Annotated in this window: 27 protein-coding genes; 23 read left to right on the top strand and 4 right to left on the bottom strand. The window is 60.6% G+C overall.

From position 1 onward, the window contains the following. The first annotated feature begins 66 nt into the window (after positions 1-66). From KGA97_RS10760 to KGA97_RS10715, 10 genes are all read left to right on the top strand, one after another. A complete protein-coding gene (locus KGA97_RS10760) occupies positions 67-438 on the top strand; it encodes a chemotaxis response regulator CheY (protein ID WP_008006721.1) in 372 nt (123 codons plus the stop codon). 22 nt (positions 439-460) lie between these two features. Next, entirely contained in the window at positions 461-1249 is a 789-nt protein-coding gene (locus tag KGA97_RS10755; RefSeq protein ID WP_008039817.1) for a protein phosphatase CheZ, read from the top strand. Between the two features lie 54 nt (positions 1250-1303). Next, on the top strand, positions 1304-3577 hold the full coding sequence (locus KGA97_RS10750) for a chemotaxis protein CheA (RefSeq protein WP_223480754.1): 2274 nt from the start codon (positions 1304-1306) through the stop codon (positions 3575-3577). A 50-nt stretch (positions 3578-3627) separates the two neighbouring features. Then, on the top strand, positions 3628-4764 hold the full coding sequence (locus KGA97_RS10745) for a chemotaxis response regulator protein-glutamate methylesterase (RefSeq protein ID WP_223480753.1): 1137 nt from the start codon (positions 3628-3630) through the stop codon (positions 4762-4764). Next, on the top strand, positions 4764-5504 hold the full coding sequence (locus tag KGA97_RS10740) for a flagellar motor protein (RefSeq protein ID WP_008024616.1): 741 nt from the start codon (positions 4764-4766) through the stop codon (positions 5502-5504). Before KGA97_RS10745 ends, KGA97_RS10740 begins: the two co-directional genes overlap by 1 nt. Before the next feature lie 15 nt (positions 5505-5519). Further along, entirely contained in the window at positions 5520-6410 is an 891-nt protein-coding gene (gene motD, locus KGA97_RS10735; protein WP_008024618.1) for a flagellar motor protein MotD, read from the top strand. A gap of 39 nt (positions 6411-6449) precedes the next feature. Further along, entirely contained in the window at positions 6450-7238 is a 789-nt protein-coding gene (locus tag KGA97_RS10730; protein WP_008039835.1) for a ParA family protein, read from the top strand. A 1-nt stretch (position 7239) separates the two neighbouring features. Continuing rightward, positions 7240-8184, top strand: a complete 945-nt coding sequence (locus tag KGA97_RS10725) for a CheW domain-containing protein (RefSeq protein ID WP_223480752.1) — start codon at positions 7240-7242, stop codon at positions 8182-8184. A gap of 74 nt (positions 8185-8258) precedes the next feature. Continuing rightward, positions 8259-8744 (top strand): chemotaxis protein CheW, encoded by a 486-nt coding sequence (locus tag KGA97_RS10720; RefSeq protein WP_008024622.1) that lies wholly within the window; start codon positions 8259-8261, stop codon positions 8742-8744. Beyond that, entirely contained in the window at positions 8745-9137 is a 393-nt protein-coding gene (locus tag KGA97_RS10715; protein ID WP_008039837.1) for a DUF2802 domain-containing protein, read from the top strand. A 420-nt stretch (positions 9138-9557) separates the two neighbouring features. Here KGA97_RS10715 and KGA97_RS10710 read toward each other — a convergent pair whose 3' ends face one another. Next, the gene (locus KGA97_RS10710) at positions 9558-9887 is read right to left on the bottom strand and encodes an EscU/YscU/HrcU family type III secretion system export apparatus switch protein (RefSeq protein ID WP_008026830.1); all 330 of its coding nucleotides are present in this window, start codon (positions 9885-9887) and stop codon (positions 9558-9560) included. Further along, on the bottom strand, positions 9884-11458 hold the full coding sequence (locus tag KGA97_RS10705) for a flagellar hook-length control protein FliK (RefSeq protein WP_223480751.1): 1575 nt from the start codon (positions 11456-11458) through the stop codon (positions 9884-9886). Before KGA97_RS10705 ends, KGA97_RS10710 begins: the two co-directional genes overlap by 4 nt. 196 nt (positions 11459-11654) lie before the next feature. Here KGA97_RS10705 and ccmA point away from each other — a divergent pair, with 196 nt between their 5' ends. The 10 genes from ccmA (at position 11655) to KGA97_RS10655 (ending at position 19023) form a co-directional block, all read left to right on the top strand. After that, positions 11655-12290: a cytochrome c biogenesis heme-transporting ATPase CcmA gene (gene ccmA / locus KGA97_RS10700; RefSeq protein WP_008026825.1), complete on the top strand. Its 636-nt coding sequence runs from the start codon at positions 11655-11657 to the stop codon at positions 12288-12290. Then, the gene (ccmB, locus tag KGA97_RS10695) at positions 12287-12955 is read left to right on the top strand and encodes a heme exporter protein CcmB (protein WP_008026823.1); all 669 of its coding nucleotides are present in this window, start codon (positions 12287-12289) and stop codon (positions 12953-12955) included. The genes ccmA and ccmB overlap by 4 nt, the downstream gene beginning before the upstream one ends. Before the next feature lie 78 nt (positions 12956-13033). Beyond that, complete coding sequence (locus KGA97_RS10690; protein WP_223480750.1) at positions 13034-13789, top strand: heme ABC transporter permease; 756 nt, start codon at positions 13034-13036, stop codon at positions 13787-13789. After that, positions 13786-13962, top strand: coding sequence for a heme exporter protein CcmD (gene ccmD, locus KGA97_RS10685; protein ID WP_008026820.1), 177 nt, complete (start codon positions 13786-13788; stop codon positions 13960-13962). Before KGA97_RS10690 ends, ccmD begins: the two co-directional genes overlap by 4 nt. After that, a complete protein-coding gene (ccmE, locus tag KGA97_RS10680) occupies positions 13959-14414 on the top strand; it encodes a cytochrome c maturation protein CcmE (protein WP_008026817.1) in 456 nt (151 codons plus the stop codon). The genes ccmD and ccmE overlap by 4 nt, the downstream gene beginning before the upstream one ends. Positions 14415-14417: 3 nt before the next feature. Next, a complete protein-coding gene (locus KGA97_RS10675; RefSeq protein WP_223480749.1) occupies positions 14418-16406 on the top strand; it encodes a heme lyase CcmF/NrfE family subunit in 1989 nt (662 codons plus the stop codon). Next, complete coding sequence (locus tag KGA97_RS10670) at positions 16403-16939, top strand: DsbE family thiol:disulfide interchange protein (RefSeq protein WP_008039840.1); 537 nt, start codon at positions 16403-16405, stop codon at positions 16937-16939. The genes KGA97_RS10675 and KGA97_RS10670 overlap by 4 nt, the downstream gene beginning before the upstream one ends. Further along, positions 16936-17409, top strand: a complete 474-nt coding sequence (locus tag KGA97_RS10665; RefSeq protein ID WP_207285362.1) for a cytochrome c-type biogenesis protein — start codon at positions 16936-16938, stop codon at positions 17407-17409. Before KGA97_RS10670 ends, KGA97_RS10665 begins: the two co-directional genes overlap by 4 nt. Further along, complete coding sequence (gene ccmI / locus KGA97_RS10660) at positions 17402-18604, top strand: c-type cytochrome biogenesis protein CcmI (RefSeq protein ID WP_223480748.1); 1203 nt, start codon at positions 17402-17404, stop codon at positions 18602-18604. Before KGA97_RS10665 ends, ccmI begins: the two co-directional genes overlap by 8 nt. 14 nt (positions 18605-18618) lie before the next feature. Further along, entirely contained in the window at positions 18619-19023 is a 405-nt protein-coding gene (locus KGA97_RS10655) for a hypothetical protein (protein WP_008039842.1), read from the top strand. 121 nt (positions 19024-19144) lie between these two features. On the opposite strand, the gene KGA97_RS10650 is transcribed toward KGA97_RS10655, so the two are convergent. After that, the gene (locus KGA97_RS10650; RefSeq protein WP_008026798.1) at positions 19145-19864 is read right to left on the bottom strand and encodes an SDR family oxidoreductase; all 720 of its coding nucleotides are present in this window, start codon (positions 19862-19864) and stop codon (positions 19145-19147) included. A gap of 281 nt (positions 19865-20145) precedes the next feature. Between KGA97_RS10650 and KGA97_RS10645 the strand changes: the two genes are divergently transcribed. Both KGA97_RS10645 and KGA97_RS10640 read left to right on the top strand, forming a co-directional pair. Further along, positions 20146-20358 carry a type II toxin-antitoxin system HicA family toxin gene (locus KGA97_RS10645; protein WP_081501757.1) on the top strand — a complete coding sequence of 71 codons (213 nt, stop codon included), beginning with the start codon at positions 20146-20148 and terminating at the stop codon, positions 20356-20358. Continuing rightward, a complete protein-coding gene (locus tag KGA97_RS10640) occupies positions 20358-20762 on the top strand; it encodes a type II toxin-antitoxin system HicB family antitoxin (RefSeq protein WP_192226071.1) in 405 nt (134 codons plus the stop codon). Before KGA97_RS10645 ends, KGA97_RS10640 begins: the two co-directional genes overlap by 1 nt. 95 nt (positions 20763-20857) lie before the next feature. On the opposite strand, the gene KGA97_RS10635 is transcribed toward KGA97_RS10640, so the two are convergent. Further along, positions 20858-22063, bottom strand: a complete 1206-nt coding sequence (locus tag KGA97_RS10635) for an MFS transporter (protein ID WP_223480747.1) — start codon at positions 22061-22063, stop codon at positions 20858-20860. 214 nt (positions 22064-22277) lie between these two features. Here KGA97_RS10635 and KGA97_RS10630 point away from each other — a divergent pair, with 214 nt between their 5' ends. Further along, positions 22278-22895: a hypothetical protein gene (locus tag KGA97_RS10630; RefSeq protein ID WP_192226075.1), complete on the top strand. Its 618-nt coding sequence runs from the start codon at positions 22278-22280 to the stop codon at positions 22893-22895. Positions 22896-22965 lie beyond the last annotated feature (70 nt).

Raw genomic sequence — 22965 nt, 5'->3', positions numbered from 1 at the left:
ATTGAAATGGCGCGTCCAGGTGCTGGGCGCGTTTAAGACTGCTTGGAGGTCGAATTGGACAAGAACATGAAAATCCTCATCGTTGATGACTTCTCAACGATGCGGCGGATCATAAAAAACCTGTTGCGTGACCTTGGGTTCACCAACACGGTCGAGGCTGACGATGGCATCACCGCCATTCCGGTTCTCAACAGCGGAAGCATCGACTTTCTGGTAACGGACTGGAACATGCCTGGCATGACCGGTATCGATCTGCTGCGCCACGTGCGCGCCGATGAAAAGCTCAAGCACCTGCCAGTGCTGATGGTGACCGCTGAAGCCAAGCGCGAGCAGATCATCGAAGCGGCCCAGGCCGGTGTAAACGGCTATGTGGTCAAACCCTTCACGGCCCAGGCGTTGAAAGAAAAAATCGAGAAGATTTTCGAACGCATCGGTTGAGAAACTGCGCCACGGGGAAGCTATGGACCAAAACGAATCTTCACAGGGCGATTTTGAATCGACCCTGAAAAAACACGCGGTCGAACTGGTCGAAAGCCTTGAGAAAGGCAAGTTCGGCGACGCTGTGCAACTGATCCATGAGCTCAACCAGACCCGTGACCGCGGCCTGTATCAGGAAGTGGGCAAGCTCACCCGCGAGCTGCACAGTGCGATCGTCAATTTTCAGATTGACCCGCACATGCCGCAAGCCGAGGAAGTGTCCCAGATCACAGATGCCACCGAGCGTCTGGGTTACGTTGTCAAGCTGACAGAGGCCGCAGCCAACCGCACCATGGATCTGGTCGAAAACTCCACGCCGCTGGTCAACAGCCTGAGCGATGAAGCTCAGGCGCTGAGCACGGACTGGGGGCGGTTCATGCGTCGCGAAGTCGGGGCTGAGGAATTTCGTGAGCTGGCACGGCGTGTCGATGGTTTCCTGGCACGTAGCAGCGCGGACAACCGTGCGGTGTCGAGCAACCTCAACGACATTCTGCTCGCTCAGGATTACCAGGACCTCACCGGTCAGGTGATCAAGCGTGTGACCCAATTGGTCACTGAAGTTGAAAGCAACCTGCTCAAGCTCGTGCTTATGGCCAGTCAGGTGGACCGCTTTGCGGGCATCGAACATGACCGTGAAGCGATGCTTGCAGAAAAAGATCCGCAAAAACATCTCTCTCAGGGTGAAGGTCCGCAGATTCATGCCGATAAAAGAGAAGACGTTGTGTCCGGTCAGGACGATGTGGACGATTTGTTATCCAGCCTAGGATTTTAGATTTTTAGCATTTTAGGTTTTTTAGGTTTTTAGACCTTTAGGAGCACCCCCTTAATGAGCTTCGGCGCCGATGAAGAGATCCTTCAGGATTTCCTGGTTGAGGCCGGCGAGATTCTAGAGCAACTGTCCGAACAGCTGGTCGAGCTTGAAAGCCGACCGGATGATGCGGACTTGCTCAATGCAATTTTTCGCGGTTTTCACACTGTAAAAGGGGGCGCCGGCTTCCTCCAGCTCAACGAGCTGGTGGAGTGCTGTCACATCGCCGAGAACGTGTTTGACATCCTGCGCAAGGGTGAACGTCGCGTCGATTCGGAATTGATGGACGTGGTTCTCGAAGCGCTGGACGCGGTGAACGGCATGTTCAGCGAAGTCCGCGAGCGTGGCCCGATAACGGCCGCCACGCCTGAATTGCTTGCAGCCCTGGCCCGTCTGGCCGAGCCGCAAACCGCCGATCAAGCCGCACCTGTGGCTGAAGTGGTGGAAGAGCCGGCTGCCGAAGCCGAATCAGGCGACATCACTGATAATGAATTCGAACAACTGCTGGACTCGCTGAACGCCGTCAAGGCTCAGGCTGAGGCCCCGGCCGCTGCTCCGCTGCCGGCCGGCGATGCCGCGACCAGCGATGAAATCACCGATGCCGAGTTCGAGTCGTTGCTCGATCAGTTGCACGGCAAAGGCCAGTTCGCCGTCGACGCGGTGGCAGCACCCGCTGCGCCTGCCGCACCGGCTGCGCCGAAAGCGCCAGGTGACAGTTCCGACATTACCGACGACGAGTTCGAAGCACTGCTCGATCAGCTGCACGGCAAGGGCAACTTTGCCGTCGATGCGCTGGAATCGGCCATTGCCTCGGTACCGACCCCGGCTGCGCCAACCGCAGCAGCGGCTGGCGGCGATCTGATCTCGGATCACGAGTTCGAATCGCTGCTCGACGAATTGCATGGCAAAGGCAAGTTCACTGAAGTCGGCACCGGTTCCGCCGCCTCTTCGGTAGCAACGCCCGTCGCCAAGGCCTCGGCACCTGTCGCCAAGGCGCCCGAACCAAAAGCCGAGGCAGCGAAGCCTGCTGCCGCCGCTGCACCGAAACCTGCCGCCGCCGCTGCTGCACCGGCGCCTGCCCGTGCAGCGGCCGCGCCGCCTGCGGAAAAACCGGCCAGCGAAGCCGAGACCACCGTGCGGGTCGATACCGCGCGTCTCGACGAAATCATGAACATGGTCGGCGAGTTGGTACTGGTGCGTAACCGCCTGGTTCGCCTGGGTGCCAACAGCGCCGATGAAGCCATGTCCAAAGCCGTGTCGAACCTCGACGTGGTCACGGCCGACTTGCAAACCGCGGTCATGAAGACCCGGATGCAACCGATCAAGAAAGTCTTCGGGCGCTTCCCGCGTCTGGTTCGCGACTTGGCTCGCCAGCTCAAGAAAGAGATCAACCTGGAGCTGGTCGGCGAAGAAACCGACCTCGACAAAAACCTTGTCGAGGCCCTGGCCGACCCGCTGGTCCACTTGGTGCGCAACTCGGTCGACCACGGTATCGAAGAGCCGGCCGATCGCGAAGCGATGGGCAAGCCGCGCAGCGGCAAAGTGATTTTGTCCGCTGAACAGGAAGGCGACCACATCCTGCTGTCCATCTCCGATGACGGCAAGGGCATGGACGCCGACGTGTTGCGCGGCATCGCGGTGAAGAAAGGTTTGATGGACAAGGATGCGGCGGATCGCCTCAGCGAGTCCGACTGCTTCAACCTGATCTTCGCACCGGGTTTCTCGACCAAGACCGAGATCTCCGACGTGTCGGGTCGTGGCGTGGGCATGGACGTGGTGAAAACCAAGATCGCCCAGCTCAACGGCACCATCAATATCTACTCGACCAAGGGCAAAGGCTCGAAGATCGTCATCAAGGTCCCGTTGACCCTGGCGATCATGCCGACGCTGATGGTCATGCTCGGCAACCAGGCGTTCGCGTTCCCTCTGGTGAACGTCAACGAGATCTTCCACCTCGACCTGTCGACCACCAACGTGGTGGACGGCCAGGAAGTGGTGATCGTGCGGGACAAGGCGCTGCCACTGTTCTACCTCAAGCGCTGGCTGGTCAGCTCCGCCGCTCACGAAGAGCAGCGTGAAGGCCATGTGGTGATCCTTTCGGTGGGCACCCAGCGGATCGGCTTCGTTGTCGATCAACTGGTCGGCCAGGAAGAAGTGGTCATCAAGCCATTGGGCAAAATGCTCCAGGGAACCCCGGGCATGTCGGGCGCCACCATCACCGGTGACGGTCGCATTGCGCTGATTCTCGATGTTCCGAGCATGCTCAAGCGTTACGCCGCACGGCGTATTTGATTCTGGGGGAGCGGGGCGACGAAGCCTCGCCCCCGCCTAACGGAGTGTTTATGGTAGTCAAAGTCCTGGTGGTGGACGATTCGGGGTTTTTCCGCCGCCGCGTCTCGGAAATTCTTTCAGCGGATTCGAATATCCAGGTCGTCGGTACGGCGACCAACGGAAAAGAGGCGATCGATCAGGCCCTGGCCCTCAAGCCGGACGTGATCACCATGGACTACGAGATGCCGATGATGGATGGCATCACGGCAGTGCGGCACATCATGCAGCGCTGCCCGACCCCGGTGTTGATGTTCTCCTCGCTGACGCACGAAGGCGCCCGGGTCACCCTGGACGCGCTGGATGCCGGCGCGGTGGATTTCCTGCCGAAGAATTTCGAAGACATCTCGCGCAATCCCGAGAAGGTCAAGCAACTGCTGTGCGAGAAGATTCTCAGCATCTCGCGCAGTAACCGTCGTGTCAGCGCCTACAGCGCGCCGGCACCGGTCGCTGCACCCGCACCGACACCTGCGCCTTCCAGCATCGGCAGTTATGGCAGCAGCGCACCTGCTCGTCCGGCACCGGCACCGGCACCGATCCCGGCTCGCACATTCGCGGCCAGCCCATCGTCGCCAGCGCCGAAACGCAAAGCCTACAAACTGGTTGCCATCGGTACGTCCACGGGCGGCCCGGTTGCCCTGCAACGGGTTCTGACCCAGTTGCCGGCCAATTTCCCGGCCCCGATCGTGTTGATCCAGCACATGCCGGCCGCCTTCACCAAGGCGTTTGCCGAGCGTCTGGACAAGCTCTGCCGCATCAGCGTCAAGGAAGCCGAGGATGGCGACATCCTGCGTCCGGGCCTGGCGCTGCTGGCGCCGGGTGGCAAGCAAATGATGATCGACGGCCGTGGCGCGGTGAAAATCCTGCCGGGCGACGAACGTCTGAACTACAAGCCGTGTGTGGACATCACGTTCGGTTCGGCCGCCAAGTCCTACGGTGACAAAGTTCTGGCGGTGGTACTGACCGGCATGGGTGCCGACGGTCGTGAAGGCGCGCGCCTGCTCAAGCAGGGCGGCAGCTCGATCTGGGCTCAGGATGAAGCCAGCTGCGTGATCTACGGCATGCCGATGGCCATCGTCAAAGCCGAACTCGCCGATGCGGTGTACGGTCTCGACGACATTGGCAAGCACCTGGTCGAGGCGTGCATCTGATGGACGTACTCAGCCTTATCGGGATCATCATGGCGTTCGTCGCCATCATCGGTGGCAACTTCCTTGAAGGCGGCCATCTCGGCGCGCTGGCCAACGGTCCGGCAGCGTTGATCGTGCTCGGCGGGACCGTCGGCGCGGCGCTGCTGCAATCGCCGATGAGCGCGTTCAAGCGCGCCATGCAGATTGTTGGCTGGATCCTGTTCCCGCCGCGCGTGGACCTGGCCGGCGGTGTTGACCGCGTGGTGAACTGGAGCCTGACCGCCCGCAAGGAAGGTCTGCTCGGTCTGGAAGGTATCGCCGACGCCGAACCCGACGCCTACTCGCGCAAAGGCCTGCAACTGTTGGTGGACGGCGCTGAGCCGGAAGCGATTCGCAGCATTCTGGAAGTGGATTTCTACACCCAGGAAAGCCGCGACATCGAAGCCGCCAAAGTCTTCGAAAGCATGGGCGGCTACGCGCCGACCATCGGCATCATCGGTGCGGTGATGGGTCTGATCCACGTCATGGGCAACCTGGCCGATCCGTCGCAACTGGGTAGCGGCATCGCCGTGGCCTTCGTCGCCACCATCTACGGCGTCGCCAGTGCCAACCTGGTGCTGTTGCCGATTGCCGCCAAACTCAAATCCGTTGCATTGCGTCAGTCGCGTTATCGCGAAATGTTGCTGGAAGGCATCCTGTCGATCGCCGAAGGTGAAAACCCTCGCTCTATTGAGTTGAAGCTTCAGGGCTTCATGGATTGATGGGAGACATGGACTATGGCACGCCGTCGACAACCTGAAGAACATGTAAACCATGAACGCTGGCTCGTTTCCTATGCCGACTTCATTACGTTGCTGTTCGCCTTTTTCGTGGTGATGTACTCGATCTCTTCGATCAACGAAGGCAAGTACAAGATCATCTCGCAAGCGTTGATCGGCGTGTTCACCGATTCGGATCGTTCGCTCCAGCCGATCCCCATCGGTGAAGAGCGTCCGAAAACCGTGACCCCGGCCAAGCCGCTGGTCAAGGACAGCGAACAGGTCGACGCCGGCATCGCCGGTGCCAGCGATCCGCTGAAAAGCATTGCCGATGACATCAGCGCCGCGTTCGGCGACTTGATCAGCTCCAACCAGATGACCGTTCGCGGCAACGAGCTGTGGGTCGAGATCGAACTCAATTCCAGCCTGTTGTTCGGCAGCGGCGACGCCATGCCCAGCGACATGGCATTCAACATCATCGATAAGGTCGCAGTGATCCTGAGACCATTCGACAACCCGATTCACGTCGAAGGTTTCACCGACGATCAACCGATCCGCACCGCTCAATACCCGACCAACTGGGAGCTGTCCTCGGCCCGTTCGGCGAGCATCGTGCGGATGCTGGCGATGCAGGGGGTAAATCCTGGTCGTTTGGCGTCGGTGGGTTACGGTGAATTCCAGCCGGTGGCCAACAACGCGACCGCCGAAGGCCGTGCGCGCAACCGTCGTGTGGTGTTGGTGGTGTCACGAAATCTTGATGTCCGTCGCAGCCTCACCGGCACCGGAACCGCTCATGCGCAACCGGATGCCGCGTTGAAGCGTGCTGGCACACAAACTGCACCTGCACCAGTCAAGTCGCCGGGACGAGAGAGCGCCGTCAATTCTCCGTCACCCGCATTAACACGTTGAGCTATTTCCCGGTCGAATCGACCGGGAGGAACAATCCGAATGAGAGTCTGGGCCGTTGCCAATCAAAAGGGTGGTGTTGGTAAAACCACTTCCTCTATCGCTTTAGCCGGGTTGCTGGCTGAGGCGGGCAAGCGCGTGGTCGTGGTCGATCTCGATCCCCACGGCTCGATGACCAGCTACTTCGGTTACGACCCCGACAGCCTGGAACACAGCAGCTACGACCTGTTCCTGCACCGGGGCAGCGTGCCGCAAGGCTTGCCCGGTCAGTTGCTGTTGCCCACCAGTCACGCGAGTATTTCCCTGTTGCCGTCGAGCACCGCGCTGGCGACGCTTGAGCGCCAGTCGCCGGGGCAGAGTGGTTTGGGGCTGGTGATTGCCAAGAGCCTGGCGCAATTGTGGCAAGACTTCGATTACGCGGTGATCGACAGCCCGCCGTTGCTCGGCGTGCTGATGGTCAATGCCTTGGCGGCCAGTCAGCAATTGGTGATTCCGGTGCAGACCGAGCACCTGGCGGTCAAAGGCCTGGAGCGCATGGTCAATACGCTGGCGATGATCAACCGTTCGCGCAAGCAGCCATTGGCATTCAACATCGTGCCGACCCTGTTCGACCGGCGCACGCAGGCGTCGCTCGGGACCTTGCGGGTGCTGCGCGACAAGTATCCGGAAGAAATCTGGCAAGGCTACATCCCGGTCGATACGCGTTTGCGCGACGCCAGCCGTGCCGGCGTGACGCCTTCGCAATTCGACGGCAAGAGCCGCGGCGTGCTGGCCTATCGCGCGCTGCTCAAGCACTTGCTGACGCAGCAATCCGTTGCGCAGGTGGCGTGAGATGAATCGCCCGGTAAAAATCACTTCCCGTCCGCAACTTGCGCTCCAGTCCTATCTGGACAGCTTGTTGATGGACGCGACCGAAGAGTTGCCGCCGGAAGTCGAAGCGATTCCCGAGGTGGTCGAGGTTGAAGCGGCGCTGGACGAATTCCAGGCCGCGGTGCTTGAAGAACAGGCGCGCGATGCGCAGAAGCCGGCCGAGAAACCGCCAGCCGTTGCCGCGCCGGTCACCGCACCTGTGGTGAAAGCCCCGGTGGCGCTGATGGAGGCGCCGGTCCCGGGCCTGGCGCCGGTATCTACCATCGCACCGCTGCTGCAAGCGCTGGTACCGCCGACCGCTCCGCTGCAGCAAGAGCTGGTACCGCCGACCGCACCGCAGTTGCAAGCGCTCGTGCCGCCGATCGTCGAAGTCCATCTGCCGCCGAGCAACACGCCGCCGCCAGTGGAAACCAACGGCCGTCCTGCGTGGGCCGCCGAGCCGTTCGAATGCCTGTTGTTCGATGTCGCCGGGTTGACCCTGGCGGTGCCGCTGGTGTGCCTGGGCTCGATTTATTCCCTGGCCGGTCAGGAACTGACACCGCTGTTCGGTCAGCCGGAATGGTTCCTCGGAATCCTGCCGAGCCAGGCCGGCAACCTGAAAGTGCTCGATACCGCCCGTTGGGTCATGCCCGACCGCTATCGCGATGACTTCCGTCAGGGCCTGCAATACGTTATTTCGGTTCAGGGCTACGAGTGGGGGCTGGCAGTGCATCAGGTCAGCCGCTCGTTGCGTCTGGACCCGAACGAAATCAAATGGCGCACCCACCGGGGTCAACGGCCATGGCTGGCGGGCACGGTGATTGAACACATGTGTGCGTTGCTCGACGTTTCCGAACTGGCCGAGCTGATCGCCAGCGGTGGGGCGAAGCACATGGGCGGCGGCAAGCCGTCCCACAAACCGACATAAAAAACACGCGGGGCAAGTGACTTGCCATCGCACTGAACACACACCGCTAGGGCGGTTTTTCGAGGGGTCAGGGTATGAATGATAAGGCGTCGTCTGCAAAAGGTTCCGAAGATCCGATCCTGCAATGGGTAACCTTCAAGCTGGACAATGAAACCTACGGCATCAACGTGATGCGCGTTCAGGAAGTCCTGCGCTACACCGAAATCGCCCCGGTCCCGGGTGCCCCAAGCTACGTGCTGGGCATCATCAACCTGCGCGGCAATGTGGTTACCGTAATCGACACCCGTCAGCGCTTCGGCCTGATGAATGCCGAGATCAGCGACAACACCCGGATTGTCATCATCGAAGCCGACAAACAAGTGGTCGGGATCATGGTCGACAGCGTGGCTGAAGTGGTTTACCTGCGTCAGTCGGAAATCGAAACCGCGCCGAACGTGGGTAACGAAGAGTCCGCCAAGTTCATTCAAGGCGTGTGCAACAAGAACAACGAATTGCTGATCCTGGTCGAGCTGGACAAGATGATGAGCGAAGAAGAATGGTCGGAACTGGAGAGTATCTGATTGATTCTTGAGGTTGCGGTCATTGTCCTGTTCCTCTTCTGGGCAGGCACGCTGGCAATGTTTCTGGCGTACATTCGCGGTCAGCGGCGGATCGCTGCGCAACAGGCCGAGGGCGATGCGCTGCGCGATCAGCGCATCAAGGACCTGGGCAAGCGCGTTGACAACTACCAGAACGGCAGCGTGCGCATGGGGGAAGACCTGCACGAGCTGCGCGCGGTGGTCGGGCCGTTGCCGGACAAGCTGGCTCAACTTGAACAGCGCGACCCGTCGAGCCTGTCGTTTGCCCAGGCAGCGCGCCTGGTCGGAATGGGCGCGAGCGTCGATGAACTGACTCAGTCCTGCGGCTTGACCCAGGCTGAGGCGGAGTTGATGAGCAAGCTGCACAAGAACTGACAGCGCTTTTGTAGGAGCCTGCTTGCTGGCGATGGCGTCCGAAAGGGCGCTGCAAGCCTCAGGGCCGCCTCGCCGGCAAGCCGGCTCCTACAGAGTTTGGTGTGTTCTCGGATTTTTCACACGACAGCGCACTTGTAGGAGCTGGCTTGCCAGCGATGGCGTCCGAAAGGGCGGTGCAAGCCTCAGGGGCACCTCGCCAGCAAGCCGGCTCCTACAGGTCAGTGGTGTTCACAGGTTCGTGCTACACCACAAAAAACTGTAGGAGCTGGCTTGCCAGCGATGGCGTCCGAAAGGGCGGTGCAAGCCTCAGGGCCACCTCGCCGGCAAGCCGGCTCCTACAGGTCAGTGGTGTTCACAGGTTCGTGCTACACCACAAAAAATTGTAGGAGCCGGCTTGCTGGCGATGGCGTCTTCGAAACCTCAGTAATCATCCCCGCGATCGGTGATGTCCTTCTCGATCATCGGCGCACTCGGGTCATGTCCCGCCGGAAACTTGCCTTTCAGATTCCAGGCAAACGCAATGATCTCGGCGATCGTGCGATACAACTCCTCCGGAATACTGTCCCCAAGCTCCATCCTCGCGAGCAATTTCACCAGCTCGGCATTTTCGTAGATCGGTACTTCATAATCGCGGGCAATCTTGAGGATTTCTTCCGCCAGTTCTTCGTCGCCCTTGGCCGTGAGGGTAGGGGCGTGGGTGCCGTCGTATTTGAGGGCGATGGCCTGGCGTGGAGTATCGGGATTTCTCATGCGGTTTCGTCGACCCAGCGTTGTTCCAGACGGGTTTGAGGACCTTGCGGCGGTGTGCCAAGGTGGCAATCGAGATCGCCGACATTCAGGCCAGATGCCAGCAAGCGTTCGCGCAGCCCGACAAGATTGCTCTCGATCAGACTCGCGGTGTACGGCCGCTCGGCCCACAGCTGGCTGGACAGGCTGCCGTTGACCAACTGCGCCTGAATCTGCAACGGCCCCAACGGCTCCATGTCGAACGCCAACTCGACGCGCCACAGTTGTTGCTTGGGCTCGCGTTCGTCACGGCGTTCATTGGGGTGTTCTTTCTCCGGTGCTTCCTCGCGCTGGAACTTGACCTGCAACGGCACGATGTCCTGCATATTGCGCATCGGGATTTCCAGCTGCCAGGTGCTCATCAGCCGACCGTCGTCTGTGACGCCGGTTTGCTCCAGGCTCGACAGCTGATGGCTTTGCAGGCGTGAAACCGCCGCTGCCGCCAGGCGCAGCAAGTGCTCCAGATCACCTTCGCCGTCCGCGCTCTGCAGGAAGCGCTCAGGCAAAGGAAAGCTGGTCGGCTGCGGTTTGGCGCTGACCTGGCCGAGCATGCCCAGGGCACTACGCACAAAGCTAGGCATGGTCTGGGCCAGCGTGTTGGCAGCGATGATCGCATTGAGATTGGTGTTGGCCGGCAACCCCGGTGTCAGTTGCGCGATCAACTTCAGCAAATCACCTTTCATATCCGGTGCCAGCGTCGGATTCGTCCCGGCGAGCAGTTTCGCCTCAAGGAACAGCCCGCTATTGGCCAGCGCCTGGGCCAGGCCTTTTGGCGTGCTGAGTTGCTGCACGTCCGGCAGGCCGGCGAGCAACTTGTCCACGGCGGCCCGCAGGTCGCTGGACGTCTGATTCGAGGCTGGCAGGTTTTGCAGCAGTTTCAGTAATCCGTCCAGCGAGCCCTGGCGGCTCTGCTGGCTGACCAGTTGCTGGGTGACTGCCAGTTGTTCCTGGCGGCTGCTCAGCGGGACGAATTTCAGGGTCTGGGTGTCTTGCACCAGCGCGCTCAGCAAGGTGCCGATGCGCAGCGGCGTGGGGCTGTCGATGTTCAGGGTGCTGCCGCTCAGCGCCGTGTTGAGCAGGCTCACCATCGAACGAAACACCGTCGGCTGGCCCGGCACTTGCGGCAGTACCTGGGAGGTCAGCACTTTGCCTTGCAGCAGGGTGCCCACCGGCAGTTGTGTGGTATCGATGCGGGTGAGGGTGGCGACGCTGGAGGCAATGGCTTGTTGCACCGTCACGGCGAGGTTGCCGGCCGATGGCTGGGTAATTGCCAGGTTCGTGCCCTGTGGCAGCGGTTGGCTGCTGGTGGCCTGAACCGTGGTCTGACGGCCGTTTTCAAGGGTGACCTTGAGCAGCAGTTGAAAGGACTGATCCGCCTGCTTCAGCGACAGCACTTCGGCTTTGGCGGTCTGCCCGACGGTAATCAGGCCCTCCATCGGCGTCAGCAGCTTGAGCAGTTCGCCACTCACCACCTGCGGGCGCGATGTCGCGGGCGTGGTCGGTGGTAGCGGGAGGATGTTCATTTCGCCTGTCATACGCGGTCACAACCTGAGGAAATTGCCCTCTTTAGAGTGGGGCATGGCATGTATAATGCCGCCCGTCTTTCACAGAGTGGCGAAAACATTGCATTTGTTTGACGCAGCTCTCTAGAACAGGCCGCCAATGCATCTATGCTGCATCTCTTTAGCGGCCGTTCCGCCGCCGACTTGAACCGTAAAGGCCCGTGATCTCTTGACCAGTCCTGTCCTGCAAACCGTTGCCCTTGCTTGTGAGCGAGACCTTCGACTGCTCTTCGAAAATCTCGAATTGAGACTGGCCAGTGGCGAAATGTTGCAAATCAGCGGCCCCAACGGCAGTGGCAAAACCAGCCTTTTGCGTTTGCTTTCGGGCCTGATGCAACCGACTGCCGGTCAAGTGCTGCTCAATGGCCAGCCGCTGAACGAACAACGCAGCGAACTGGCGCGCAATCTGCTGTGGATCGGTCATGCCGCGGGCATCAAGGATCTGCTGACCCCCGAAGAAAACCTCAGCTGGCTCTGCGCGCTGCATCAACCGGCCTCCCATGAAGCCATTTGGGCAGCGCTTGCTGCTGTCGGACTGCGCGGTTTCGAAGATGTTCCGTGCCACACCCTGTCCGCCGGTCAGCAACGCCGCGTGGCCCTGGCACGGTTGTATCTGGACAGCCCGCCGCTGTGGATCCTCGACGAGCCGTTCACTGCGCTCGACAAGCAAGGCGTGGCGCAACTCGAAGAACACCTGGCCGCGCACTGTGAGCGTGGCGGCATGGTGGTACTGACCACGCACCACACGCTGAGTCGAATGCCGACCGGCTATCGCGACATTGATCTGGGGAATTGGGCCGTATGAGTGTTTTCGGCCTGTTGGTCGCCCGTGAGGCTCGCTTGTTGTTCCGCCGTCCGGCGGAATTGGCCAATCCGTTGGTGTTCTTCGCGATCGTGGTTTCGCTGTTCCCGTTGGCGGTCGGTCCCGAGTCTCAATTGTTGCAAACCTTGTCTCCGGGACTGGTCTGGGTGGCAGCCCTTTTATCGGTTTTGCTCTCGCTGGACGGGCTTTTCCGCAGTGATTTCGAAGACGGTTCCCTTGAGCAGTGGGTCCTTTCGCCGCACCCCCTGCCTCTTCTGGTTTTGGCCAAGGTACTGGCACACTGGGCCTTCTCTGGTCTGGCACTGGTTTTGCTCGCTCCACTGCTGGCGTTGATGCTCGGTTTACCCACCGCCTGTCTGCCCGTGTTGCTGCTTTCCCTGTTGCTGGGTACACCGGTGCTGAGCCTGCTCGGTGCGGTGGGCGCGGCCCTGACGGTAGGCTTGAAGCGGGGCGGCTTGTTGCTGGCCCTGCTGATTCTGCCGTTGTACATCCCGGTGTTGATTCTCGGCAGTGGCGCCTTGCAGGCGGCATTGCAGGGCATGCCGGCAATCGGTTATCTCCTGTGGCTTGGTAGCCTGACCGCCCTGGCGATAACCCTGACACCTTTTGCAATAGCTGCTGGCCTGAAGATCAGCGTCGGCGAATAATGAGGTCTGGTTAAATTTTAACCAGTAAAGACCCTAGGCTGCTCGTGATGGCGAGCAGCAACCGTGATGGAAACAGTAATGAACTGGACCTGGTTTCATAAGCTCGGCTCACCCAAATGGTTTTATGGCATCAGCGGCAAACTGCTGCCGTGGCTGAGCATCGGAGCGTTGCTGCTGATCAGCATTGGTGTCGTTTGGGGCCTGGCCTTCGCGCCGCCGGACTACCAGCAAGGCAACAGCTTTCGCATCATCTATATCCACGTTCCCGCCGCCATGCTGGCGCAGTCCGTCTACGTGATGCTGGCGGTGTGCGGCATCGTCGGGCTGGTGTGGAAAATGAAACTGGCCGACGTCGCCCTGCAATGCGCGGCGCCCATCGGTGCCTGGATGACCGCCGTGGCGCTGGTCACCGGCGCGATCTGGGGCAAACCGACCTGGGGTTCGTGGTGGGTCTGGGATGCACGACTTACGTCCATGCTGATTCTGCTGTTTCTGTACTTCGGTCTCATTGCGCTGGGCAACGCCATCAGCAATCGTGACAGCGCGGCCAAGGCCTGCGCGGTGCTGGCGATTGTCGGCGTGATCAACATCCCGATCATCAAATACTCGGTGGAGTGGTGGAACACCCTGCACCAGGGCGCGACCTTCACCCTCACCGAAAAACCGGCGATGCCGGTCGAAATGTGGCTGCCATTGCTGCTGACAGTGCTGGGTTTCTACTGTTTCTTCGGCGCGGTTTTGCTGCTGCGCATGCGCCTTGAAGTGCTCAAGCGCGAGGCCCGCGCCAGTTGGGTGAAAGTCGAAGTGCAGAACAGCCTGGAGGCCGCTCGATGACTTTTGCTTCATTCGGCGACTTCCTCGCCATGGGCCATCACGGCCTGTATGTCTGGTCAGCCTACGGCATCAGCCTGGCAGTGCTGGCCCTCAACGTGGCGGCGCCGATCCTGGCCCGCAAGCGGTATCTGCAACAAGAGGCGCGTCGTCTGCGCCGGGAGAACGGCAAGTGAATCCGCTGCGCAAAAAGCGTCTTATCATCATTCTCGCGATCCTGGTCGGTGTCGGCGCTGCCGTCGGTCTGGCCCTGAGCGCCCTGCAGCAGAACATCAATCTGTTTTACACCCCGACGCAAATCGCCAACGGCGAAGCGCCGCAAGACACGCGTATCCGTGCGGGCGGCATGGTCGAGAAGGGGTCGCTGCAACGCTCCGGCGATTCGCTGGACGTGAAATTCATCGTTACCGACTTCAACAAGTCCGTGACCATCAGTTACCGCGGCATCCTCCCGGACCTGTTCCGCGAAGGGCAGGGCATCGTTGCGCTGGGCAAATTGAACGCCGATGGCGTGGTGGTGGCTGACGAAGTGCTGGCCAAGCACGATGAGAAATACATGCCGCCGGAAGTGACCAAGGCTTTGAAAGACAGTGGTCAATCTGCTCCAACGCCCGCGAAGGAGGGTTGATCGATGACGTCTGGAATCTTTATTCCTGAACTCGGCCATCTGGCCATGATTCTGGCGCTGTGTTTCGCGCTGGTTCAGGCGGTGGTGCCGTTGCTCGGTGCCTGGCGCGGTGATCGTTTGTGGATGAGCCTGGCCCAGCCGGCCGCCTGGGGGCAGTTCGCGTTTCTGCTGTTCGCTTTCGGTTGCCTGACCTATGCGTTCATGGCCGACGACTTCTCCGTCGCCTACGTCGCCAGCAACTCCAACAGCGCCTTGCCGTGGTACTACAAGTTCAGTGCAGTGTGGGGCGCGCATGAGGGTTCGTTGCTGTTGTGGGCATTGATCCTCGGCGGCTGGACCTTCGCCGTGTCGGTGTTCTCCCGGCAGTTGCCGCAAGTCATGCTGGCGCGGGTGCTGGCGGTGATGGGCATGATCAGCACCGGTTTCCTGCTGTTCCTGATCCTCACCTCCAACCCGTTCGCACGGATCCTGCCGCAGATTCCGGCGGACGGTCGTGACCTCAACCCGCTGCTGCAAGACATCGGCCTGATCGTTCACCCGCCGATGCTGTACATGGGCTACGTCGGTTTCTCCGTGGCCTTCGCGTTCGCCATCGCGGCATTGCTCGGCGGTCGACTCGATGCAGCGTGGGCGCGTTGGTCGCGTCCATGGACCATCGTCGCCTGGGCCTTCCTCGGTATCGGCATCACCCTCGGTTCGTGGTGGGCTTACTACGAACTCGGCTGGGGCGGCTGGTGGTTCTGGGACCCGGTGGAAAACGCCTCCTTCATGCCTTGGCTGGTGGGCACTGCGCTGATCCACTCGTTGGCGGTCACGGAAAAACGTGGCGTGTTCAAGAGCTGGACTGTGTTGCTGGCCATCGCTGCGTTCTCGTTGAGCTTGCTGGGTACGTTCCTGGTGCGTTCTGGCGTGCTGACCTCGGTTCACGCCTTTGCCTCCGATCCCGAGCGCGGCGTGTTCATCCTGATTTTCCTGCTGTTCGTGGTGGGCGGTTCGCTGACGCTGTTTGCCCTGCGCGCGCCGGTGGTGAAGAGCCATGTCGGCTTCAACCTCTGGTCTCGCGAAACCTTGCTGCTGGGCAACAACCTGGTGCTGGTGGTAGCGGCGTCGATGATCCTGCTGGGCACCTTGTACCCACTGATTCTCGATGCAATGACCGGCGCCAAGCTGTCGGTCGGCCCGCCGTATTTCAACGCGCTGTTCATTCCGTTGATGGCGTTGCTGATGGTGGTGATGGCGGTTGGCATGCTGGTGCGCTGGAAAGACACGCCGGTCAAATGGCTGATGAGCATGCTGACCCCGGTGTTGCTCGGCAGCGCCGCGCTGGCCGTGGTGGCTGGCGTCGCTTATGGCGATTTCAACTGGGCCGTGATCGCGACGTTCATGCTGGCCGCCTGGGTGTTGCTGGCCGGTATCCGCGACATCTTCGACAAGACCCGCCACAAAGGCCTGATCAAAGGCCTGCCGACCCTGACTCGCAGCTATTGGGGCATGCAGCTTGCGCATTTGGGTATCGCCGTGTGCGCGCTCGGTGTCGTGCTGTCGAGCCAGAACAGCGCCGAACGTGACCTGCGCCTGGCGCCAGGTGAGTCCATGGATCTTGGCGGTTATCAGTTCGTGTTCGAAGGCGCCAAGCACTTCGAAGGCCCGAACTTCACCTCCGACAAAGGCACCGTACGGGTGATCCGCGACGGCAAGGAAATCAGTGTGTTGCACCCGGAAAAACGCCTGTACACCGTGCAGAACTCGGTGATGACTGAAGCCGGGATCGACGCCGGGTTCACCCGCGACCTCTATGTCGCACTCGGCGAACCGCTGGGTGATGGCGCCTGGGCCGTGCGCGTGCACGTCAAACCGTTCGTGCGCTGGATCTGGTTCGGCGGTCTGCTGACTGGTTTGGGCGGGCTGCTGGCGGCGCTGGATCGTCGTTATCGGGTCAAGGTGAAAAGCCGCGTGCGTGAAGCACTGGGCATGACGGGAGCGACTGCATGAGACGTTGGTTGATGCTGTTGCCGCTGGCGGTTTTTCTGGTGGTGGCTGTTTTCCTTTATCGCGGGCTCTATCTGGACCCGGCCGAGCTGCCTTCGGCAATGATCGGCAAGCCGTTCCCGGAGTTTTCCCTGCCCGCGGTGCAGGGCGACAAGACCCTGACCAAGGCAGATATTCTCGGTAAACCGGCGCTGGTCAACGTGTGGGGCACCTGGTGCATTTCCTGCCGGGTCGAGCACCCGGTGTTGAACAAGCTGGCCGAGAAGGGCGTGGTGATCTACGGCATCAACTACAAGGACATCAATGCGGATGCCTTGAAGTGGCTGGTGGAGTTCCACAACCCCTATCAACTGGACATCCGTGACGACGAAGGCACGTTGGGCCTGAACCTCGGCGTATACGGCGCACCGGAAACCTTCTTCATCGACGCCAAGGGCATCATCCGCGACAAATTCGTCGGCGTGATCGACGAGCAGGTCTGGCGCGAAAAACTGGCGGCCAAGTATCAGGCGCTGGTGGACGAGGCCAAGCCATGAAGCGCTGGATAGCTGCCGTTGTATTGGGCTTGAGCATGGCCGGCGTGGCGCACGCGGCCATCGACACCTATGAGTTCGCCAAAGAAGGTGATCGCGAGCGTTTTCGCGAGCTGACCAAAGAGCTTCGTTGCCCCAAGTGCCAGAATCAGGACATCGCCGATTCCAACGCACCGATCGCCGCCGACCTGCGCAAAGAGATTTTCCGCATGCTGGGCGAGGGCAAGGACAATCAGCAGATCATCGATTTCATGGTCGATCGCTACGGTGATTTCGTCCGCTACAAACCCGCACTCAACGCCAAGACTGCCTTGCTCTGGTTCGGCCCCGCCGGCCTGCTGTTGGGCGGTTTTGTGATCATCGCCGTGATCGTCCGCCGTCGTCGCGTCCAACGCGCTGATGCCAAGGATGAGCTTTCTGCCGAGGAGCGCGAGCGCCTCGATCAACTGTTGGATAAAACCAAGAATGATTGATTTCTGGCTCGCTGCAGGTCTGCTGCTTCTGGTTGCCCTGAGTTTTCTGCTGATTCCCGTTCTGCGTGGCCGCCGCGCCCAGCTGGAAGAGGATCGTACTGCCCTGAACGTCGCGCTGTATCAAGAGCGCGTGGCTGAGTTGCAAGCCGAGCAGGAAGAGGGCGTGCTCAACGCTGCGCAACTGGAAACCGGTCGCGCCGAAGCTGCTCGTGAGTTGCTCGCCGACACCGAAGGCGCCGATGCACCGCGCGCGGCACGTCTGGGCAAACCGTTGCCATTGCTGGCGGCGATTCTGGTGCCGGTGTTGGGGCTTGGGCTCTACCTGCATTTTGGCGCCAGCGACAAGGTCGAACTGACCCGCGAATTCTCCCAGGCACCGCAGTCGATGGAAGAGATGACCCGCCGTCTGGAACGCGCCGTCGCCGCTCAACCGGATTCGGCCGAAGGCCTGTACTTCCTGGGTCGCACATACATGGCGCAGGATCGTCCCGCCGATGCGGCGAAGATCTTCGAGCGCACGGTGAACCTGGCCGGTCGTCAGCCGGAACTGCTCGGCCAATGGGCGCAAGCCCAGTACTTCGCCGATGGCAAGAAGTGGTCGGACAAGGTTCAGGCCCTGACCGACGAAGCGCTGAAAGCCGATCCGAAGGAAGTCACCAGCCTTGGCCTGCTCGGTATCGCCGCGTTTGAAAGCGCGCATTATCAGGACGCCATCGATTACTGGAATCGCCTGTTGGTGCAACTGCCACCGGAAGACGGCTCCCGCGCTGCACTGCAAGGCGGTATTGCCCGGGCTACCGAGAAACTCGAAGCCAGCGGCGGCAAGGTTGCCCAGGCACCTGCGCCCAAGGTTGCGGCGCTGCTCAAGGTCAGCGTCGATCTGGCGCCAGAGCTCAAGGCCAAGGTTCAGCCGGGTGACAGCGTGTTCATTTTCGCCCGCGCCACCTCGGGGCCCCCAGCACCATTGGCCGCCAAACGCCTGACCGTGGCTGACTTGCCGGCGACCGTGGAACTGGGCGATGCCGACGCAATGATGCCGCAGTTGAAACTGTCGAACTTTCCTGAAGTCCAACTGGTTGCGCGTATCTCACGGGCCGGCCAACCGACTGCCGGCGAATGGATCGGTCGCAGCCAGCCTATGGCCAGCAGCACTACCGCGGCGCAAAAACTGACCATCGACAGCCCAGATAAATAACAGGAACCACCGCCATGACCGCCATTGCTCGTATTACCCTGCTCAGTCTGGTTTTGGGGTTAAGCGCGTGTGCGGTCCAGCGCCCAGAGCCGACGTCGCTGCCACCGATCCCGCCGTCGCAGCCCCGCCCGACGCCGTCAACGACACCGACGCCAGGCAAGCCAAGTATTCCGGCCAAGCCCGCCAAACCGATGCCACGCACCTCGGCCAGCTTCGCACCGCCACCGGGCGGTAACAGCCATTGGGATCAAAAGCTCGGCGTATATGTGCTCGATGACCAGACCAACACCTTCTACCGCCAGCGCACGTACTACCGCTGGAACAACGGCTGGAGCCGCTCGATCAGCCCGAACGGGCCATGGGAAGACACGGACATCCATGGCGTGCCGGGTGGGTTGGGACGGCAATTCGGACAGTAAATGGAAACGGCGATCTACGGGTCGCCGTTTTGCTGTCCGGGTTTTGTCAGTTCGCAATTCAGTAATACACGCCGGCATTCGGCCGGTTAGCCTGCTCCCACCTGTTGATTGGTGTTGTGGGTCAGAACGCCGCTTTGCCTATTGAAGAACCACCGTCTACAAACAGCGTCTGGCCGGTGATGAACCCGCTCTGTTCTGACAGCAAAAATGCAATCGCCGCGGCAATCTCTTGCGGTTGTCCCAGGCGCCCCATCGGCACACCGGCCAGATAACGCGCCTCGCCCTCGCTTCCCGGCGGGTTGTTGGCGCGAAACAGTTCCGTTTCCGTCGGTCCGGGTGCCACGGCGTTTACCGTCACGCCGGTTTGCGCCAGTTCCAGCGCCCAGGAGCGGGTGAAGCTGATCAACGCCGCTTTTGCCGCGGCATACGCCGTGCGCTGGGTAATCCCGAGCACCGTCAGGCTGGAAATGTTCACCACCCGACCCCAACCCTTGGCGCGCATGTTCGGCAGCAGCGCCTGGGTGGCCTGTAACGCCGAGTGCAGGTTGACCCGCATCACGTCATCGAACGTATCGAGGTCGATTTCTCCTAACACTTGCGGGCGTACCAGGCCGACGTTGTTGACCAGCCCATCGAACTCGTAAGTCCCGGCCAGGTCCGCCAGCACTTCCTGAGTGAGTGCCCTGTCGCTCAAATCCAGCGGAAACAGGATGCCGGGAAAACTCAGGTCAGGCGTGCGGGCAATGCCGACCACCCGGTGTCCGGCGCGGTCCAGGTGTTCGGCCACCGCGCGGCCAATGCCTTTGCTGGCGCCGGTGATGAGAAAAGTACGTCGGGTCATTGCACACTCCTTGAACAAAACATGCCGCAGGTCAGGCGGCATTTGAACCGGTCAACCGCGAACCACATCCCGCATCGCTTCAGGCTCCGGACGCTGAGTGTAAACCGGGATTACCTCGGGGTGACTGCTGACGCAGAGCGAAAGAATTCATTCTCGGGAAGGTAACGCGGGGCCGCAATCACAAATCGTAAAACAACCGAACGTCGTGATCGGGGTTTTTGTGCTTGAGTAAAGATAACTCTAGAGTTATTTTTGTCTGGGCCGGAGCAAGGAGGCTGTTGGTGCAAAGCAGGTTATTGATCAAGGAACTGCAGGAGGCGGGCTGGACGCTGGACCGGATTACCGGCAGCCATCATCTCTTCACCCACCGATACAACCCGTACACGATTCCCGTCCCTCACCCGAAAAAGGATTTACCGACCGGGACGGTTAAAAGCATCAGGAGGCGAGCCGGGCTGTACTGCCCGCCAGCCAGTCACGCAGGAGATCCATAATGCAATATCCAATCTGTATCGAGTGGGGCGACGAGAACACCGCCATCGGTATTCAGATCCCCGATATTCCGGGTGCCGTAACAGCCGGGGATACGTTTGAAGACGCCTATAACGCCGCCATCGAGATTGCCCACATCATGCTTCAGGAGCTGGCGGCTGACGGGGAGTCGATCCCGATGCCGACTTCGGCTGCCGCCCATCGTGGCAACCCGGACTTCGCCGACATGGGATGGGGAATGCTGGAGCTGGACATCTCGCCGTATATGGGCAAGACCGAGAAGGTCAATGTGACGTTGCCCGGCTATGTGATTCAGCGTATTGACCGGTATGTGCGCGAGCACAATGTCAAAAGCCGCTCTTCCTTTTTGGCAGATGCGGCGATGGAGAAGCTGGTTCGACATTGAGTAGTGCCAGTTACATCGCCTTCGCGGGCAAGCCTCGCTCCTACAGGAATGAATGATCTGTAGGAGCGAGGCTTGCCCGCGAAGCTTTTGGCGTCTTAAGCGGTAGCCAGCGAACGTTTCTCTGAAACACCCAAAAACCGCAACAACGCCAACAGTGGAAACGCGCTACCCACAATCACGATCCACAACCAGCCGCCATGCTCGTACACCGCACTGGCTACCGAGGAGCCAAACGCGCCGCCGATGAAGATGCTGGTCATGTACAACGCGTTCAGGCGACTGCGGCTTTTGGCGTCGAGGGCGTAGACCGCCCGTTGGCCGAGGACCATGTTCATCTGTACACAGAAGTCGAGCACCACGCCGGTGACGGCGAGGCCGATGACGCTGTAGGCCGGATGGATGAATGCTGGCAGGAAGCTCAGGCTGGCGAACAGCAGCGCCAGCAGCGAAGCGATGCGGGTGTGGCCAGCATCGGCGAGTCGACCGGCGATGGGCGCGGCGATGGCTCCGATGGCGCCGACCAGGGCGAAAATCGCGATCTGGGTTTGCGACAAGCCATGATTACGCGCCAATTCCAGCGGCACGGCGGTCCAGAACAGGCTGAACGTGGCGAACATGCAGCCCTGATAAAACGCGCGCTGGCGCAATACCGGTTGCTGGCGCAGCAGCGTCCACAGCGAACCGAGCAACTGACCGTAGGAGGCGCTGTGATCAGGCTGGCGCTTGGGAATGGTCACGGCCAGCACGATGCTGATGGCCGCCATCAACACTGCCGCAATCACAAACATCGCCCGCCAGCCGAAGTGGTCAGCCACGACGCTGGACACCGGTCGCGCCAACAGGATCCCCAGCAGTAAACCGCCCATGATCCCGCCGACCACTCGACCGCGAGATTCCTCCGGTGCCAGGTGCGCGGCCAGTGGAATCAGGATCTGTACCGACACCGAGCTGAACCCCACCAGCAACGAGATCAGCAGAAACACATTCGGCTGATCGGTGAACGCGGCGCCCAACAGACTGGCAATCGCCACCACGGTGGTGGTGATCATCAGTCGGCGGTTTTCCAGCAGGTCACCCAGCGGCACCAGGAAGAACAGGCCCAGCGCGTAGCCAATCTGGGTCAGCGAAACGATCAGGCTAGCCATGGTGCTGGTCAGGCCGATGTCGGGCGCGATCAGGCCGATGATCGGTTGCGCGTAGTAAATATTGGCAACGATGGCGCCGCAGCAGAAGGCAAACAGCAGCACCATGCCTTTGGTCATTGTCGCGGCGCCGTGGGGCGCCTGAGTCGCTGAGTTCATAACGTGTCTCGCTGAACAGAAAGGAATGCGTGAAGGCTAAGTGGCAGGCCGAGTCGGCGGAAGAGGGGTTGGAGTGATAGCAATCATTCCTTTGCGGAATGAGTGACGCTGGAACCTGCGCCTGAATTTCAAGATCCGATGATACATTCACTTACATCTTGTTCGATAGCGTGCTTATGTTCTCTCTTACGACTCATCACCGGAAGGCACTTTCATGAACGCGATGTTCCGTTACCTGATTCGCGGCACTTTGATCGGATTGTTCATGGCAAGCCTCGCCCAGGCTGCAGACGCACCGGGCATGCGCATCGGCGTACGCGGCGAGATCACCGGGGTCAGCCCCGACGTGTTGAAAGTCCACGTCAACAGTGGCGAAAACGTGGTCATCAACCTGACCAAGGACACCAAAATCCGCGCCGTCACCCTGGCCAATATCGAAGACATCAAACCGGGCAGCTACATCGGCTCGGCGGCCATTGCGCAGGAAGATGGCTCGCTCAAAGCGCTGGAAGTCCACGTCTTTCCGCCGGAGCTGGCCGGCAGTGGCGACGGCCATCGACCCTTCGACCTGGTCAAGGGCAGCAGCATGACCAACGGCAGCGTCGGTGATCTGGTGGTCAGTAATGGTCGGGTGTTGACCGTCAACTACAAGGGCGGACAGCAGAAGATCCTGGTGCCGGAGGATGTGCCGATCGTGAACCTGGTGCCGGGGGATCGCAGCTTGCTGAAGGTGGGTGTGAAGGTCGTGACGTTTGTAACTCAGAGTGCGGATGGAACACTGACCGCCCAATCCATCTCGGCTGGCAAGGACGGTGTCACACCGCCGATGTGATGACAGGTGAAGTTCCCTGTGGGAGTGAGCCTGCTCGCGATGGCGGTGTATCAGTCACCATCAATGTGAT

It is taken from the genome of Pseudomonas sp. BF-B-15 (assembly GCF_019946675.1).
Classification (GTDB): Bacteria; Pseudomonadota; Gammaproteobacteria; order Pseudomonadales; family Pseudomonadaceae; genus Aquipseudomonas; species Aquipseudomonas migulae.
The sequence above is the reverse complement of the archived record's forward strand: the minus strand, read 5'-3'. Positions and strand labels throughout refer to the sequence as shown.